This window comes from Streptomyces niveus, assembly GCF_001723055.1.
GTDB classification, from domain to species: Bacteria; Actinomycetota; Actinomycetes; order Streptomycetales; family Streptomycetaceae; genus Streptomyces; species Streptomyces niveus.
Genome location: NZ_MDCR01000193.1, coordinates 1 through 3,034, shown reverse-complemented (window position 1 = coordinate 3,034; position 3,034 = coordinate 1). Strand labels below are relative to the sequence as shown.

Below are 3,034 nucleotides of genomic sequence, written 5' to 3'. Positions count from 1 at the left end.
GAAGAGCACGCCGCGCGCCACGGCGCCGGTCGACTTGTCGTTGATGTAGAAGTTGCCCGCCGCGTAGCGGAGCTTGGCCATGGTGTCGGCCGCCGCGGCGCGGTCACCGGCGATGACGGCGCCGGTCAGCGCGTACGCGGAGACGGACTCCATCTGCGCCAGCATCGCGTCGTACTGGGCGTCCTCGTAGACGTGGATCGCGAGGATGGGCCCGAAGTACTCCGTCGTGAAGACCTCGTTGGCCGGGTCGGTGCAGGCGATGACCGTGGGGCGGACGAAGTAGCCGACGCTGTCGTCGTACGTGCCACCGGCCACGATCGTGCAGGTCGGGTCGGCGGCGGCGCGGTCGATCGCGGCCTTGTTCTTCGCGAAGGCCCGCTCGTCGATGACGGCGCCGATGAAGTTCGACAGGTCGGTGACGTCGCCCATGGCGATGGCGTCGACCTCCGCGGCGAACTCCTCCTTGAAGCCGTCGTTCCAGATCGAGGCCGGGACGTACGCGCGCGAGGACGCCGAGCACTTCTGTCCCTGGAACTCGAACGAGCCGCGTGTCAGCGCCGTCTTGAGGACGGCGCGGTCGGCGCTCGGGTGGGCGACGACGAAGTCCTTGCCGCCGGTCTCGCCGACGATGCGCGGGTAGGAGCGGTACTTCTCGATGTTGCCGCCGACGGTCTTCCACAGGTGCTGGAAGGTCTTGGTGGAGCCGGTGAAGTGGATGCCGGCCAGCTCGGGGTGGTTCAGCGCCACCTCGGAGACGGCGAGGCCGTCACCGGTCACCAGGTTGATGACGCCCTTGGGCAGCCCCGCCTCTTCAAGAAGGCTCATCAGGAGCACGGCGGCGTGCGTCTGCGTCGGCGACGGCTTCCAGACGACGACGTTGCCCATGAGCGCGGGCGCGGTCGGCAGGTTGCCGGCGATCGCGGTGAAGTTGAACGGCGTGATCGCGTAGACGAAGCCTTCGAGCGGCCGGTGGTCCAGCCGGTTCCACACGCCCGGGGAATTGGCCGGCGGCTGCTCGGCGAGGATGCCGCGGGCGTACGCGACGTTGAAGCGCCAGAAGTCGATCAGCTCGCAGGGCGTGTCGATCTCGGCCTGCTGGATGGTCTTGGACTGGCCGAGCATGGTCGAGGCGGCCAGCGTCTCGCGCCACGGCCCCGAGAGCAGCTCCGCGGCGCGCAGGATGATCGCGGCGCGGTCGTCGAAGGCCATCGCGCGCCAGCCGGGGGCGGCGGCGAGCGCGGCGTCCACGGCGTCCTGCGCGTCCTTCACGGTGGCGTTGCCGTACGTACCGAGGACGGCGCGGTGGTTGTGCGGCTGCACGACGTCGAAACGCTCGCCGCCACCCATGCGCTTGTGGCCGCCGATGGTCATCGGAAGGTCGACGGGGTGGTCGGCCAGCTCCTTGAGCTTGGCTTCGAGGCGGGCGCGCTCCGGGGAACCAGGGGCGTAGCCGTGCACCGGCTCGTTGACCGGCGTGGGGACCTGGGTCACAGCGTCCATGAGTGCCGCATCTCCTTGATCAGTAGACGGTTTACGGGCCGCGGTCGGGGGCGGGGCGGGCGCTCAGCCGCGGGTCGCGAAGGAACGCAGGAAGAAGCCGAGGTTGGCCGGGCGTTCGGCCAGCCGGCGCATGAAGTAGCCGTACCAGTCGGTGCCGTAGGCGATGTAGACGCGCACCCGGTGCCCCTCGGCGGCCAGGCGGTGCTGCTCGGCCTCGCGGATGCCGTAGAGCATCTGGAACTCGTACGCGTCGGTTTTGCGTCCGGCCCGGACGGCGAGTTCCTGGGCGATCGCGATCAGGCGCGGGTCGTGGGACCCGACCATCGGGTACCCGTCGCCCGCCATCAGGGTCTTGAGGCAGCGCACGTACGCCTTGTCGACGTCGCCCTTGTCCTGGTACGCGACCCGCGCGGGCTCCTTGTAGGCGCCCTTGACGAGCCGTACGCGCGAGCCCGCCGCCGCGAGGGTGCGGCAGTCGTCCTCCGTACGGAAGAGGTACGACTGGACGACGGCACCGGTCTCGGGGAAGCGCTCACGCAGCGTGCTGTGGATGGCCAGCGTCGAGTCGACGGTGGTGTGATCCTCCATGTCCAGCGTAACGGTGGTGCCGATCTCGGTGGCGGCCTCGACCACGGTGGTGATGTTGCGCAGCGCCAGGTCGTGGCCGCCGCGCAGGGCCTGTCCGAAGGAGGAGAGCTTCACGGACATCTCCGCGCGGGCGCCGAGCCCGAGCGGCGCGAGGGCCTCGATCAGCTTCAGATAGGCGTCGCGGGCGTGCAGCGCCTCGGACGGGTCGGTGATGTCCTCGCCGAGGACGTCCATGGTGACTTCGAGGCCGTTGTCGGCCATGTCCTGGATGACCGGCGTCGTACCGTCGACGGTCTCGCCGGCGATGAAGCGGTCCACGACGGGCCTGGTGACCGGCGCGGCCGAGACGACGCGNNCGCGGCGAGAATCACGGGACCCAGCACAGGGCACCTCCACGGAAGAGAACGAGCAGGCCGTACGGGGCGCGAACGCCCGGCCACGGCACGGAGAACCACTGTGAAATCTAGGGACCGGTCCGATCCTCTGCCATCGACACCTGTCACGCATCCGTGGGCCCGATCTCAGACATATGTCTGAAGGTGGTGCGAGAATGTCCGGGTGAAGGACGATTACCAGGAGCTGGTCGACGAGATCTCGGCGCTGCTCGGCATGCCGCTGACGTTGGAGAACCGGGATTTCGGGCTGATCGCCTTCGGGGTGCACGACAGCGACGACGAGGGCGTGATGGACCCCGTCAGGACGCGTTCGATCCTGACGCGGAAGTCCACGCCCGCGGTGCGCGCCTGGTTCGAGGGCTTCGGCATCACCCGCGCGACCGGCCCCGTCCGGATCCCGGCCGCGCCGGACGCCGGGGTGTTCCGGGGGCGGATCTGTCTGCCCGTACGGCACCGGGGCACGGTGCTCGGTTACGTATGGCTGCTCGACGAGACCGGCCAGGGCCCCACGGACGACCGATTGGCGGCGGCCATGGAGGTGACGGCGCGGA

1 protein-coding gene and 2 pseudogenes are annotated in these 3,034 nt (G+C 69.6%); 1 reads left to right on the top strand and 2 read right to left on the bottom strand.

All coding sequences use genetic code 11. The annotated features are described in order from the left end of the window. Together pruA and BHU15_RS22450 are read right to left on the bottom strand one after the other, a co-directional pair. The coding region (gene pruA / locus BHU15_RS22455; protein ID WP_069628854.1) for an L-glutamate gamma-semialdehyde dehydrogenase at positions 1 to 1,500 on the bottom strand (1,500 nt) is incomplete at its 3' end. A gap of 63 nt (positions 1,501 to 1,563) precedes the next feature. Further along, a pseudogene (locus BHU15_RS22450) lies at positions 1,564 to 2,442 on the bottom strand (proline dehydrogenase family protein); the annotation flags it as partial. A gap of 204 nt (positions 2,443 to 2,646) precedes the next feature. On the opposite strand from BHU15_RS22450, the pseudogene BHU15_RS22445 reads away from it, so the two are divergent. Then, positions 2,647 to 3,034 (top strand): annotated as a pseudogene (locus BHU15_RS22445) (PucR family transcriptional regulator); the annotation flags it as partial.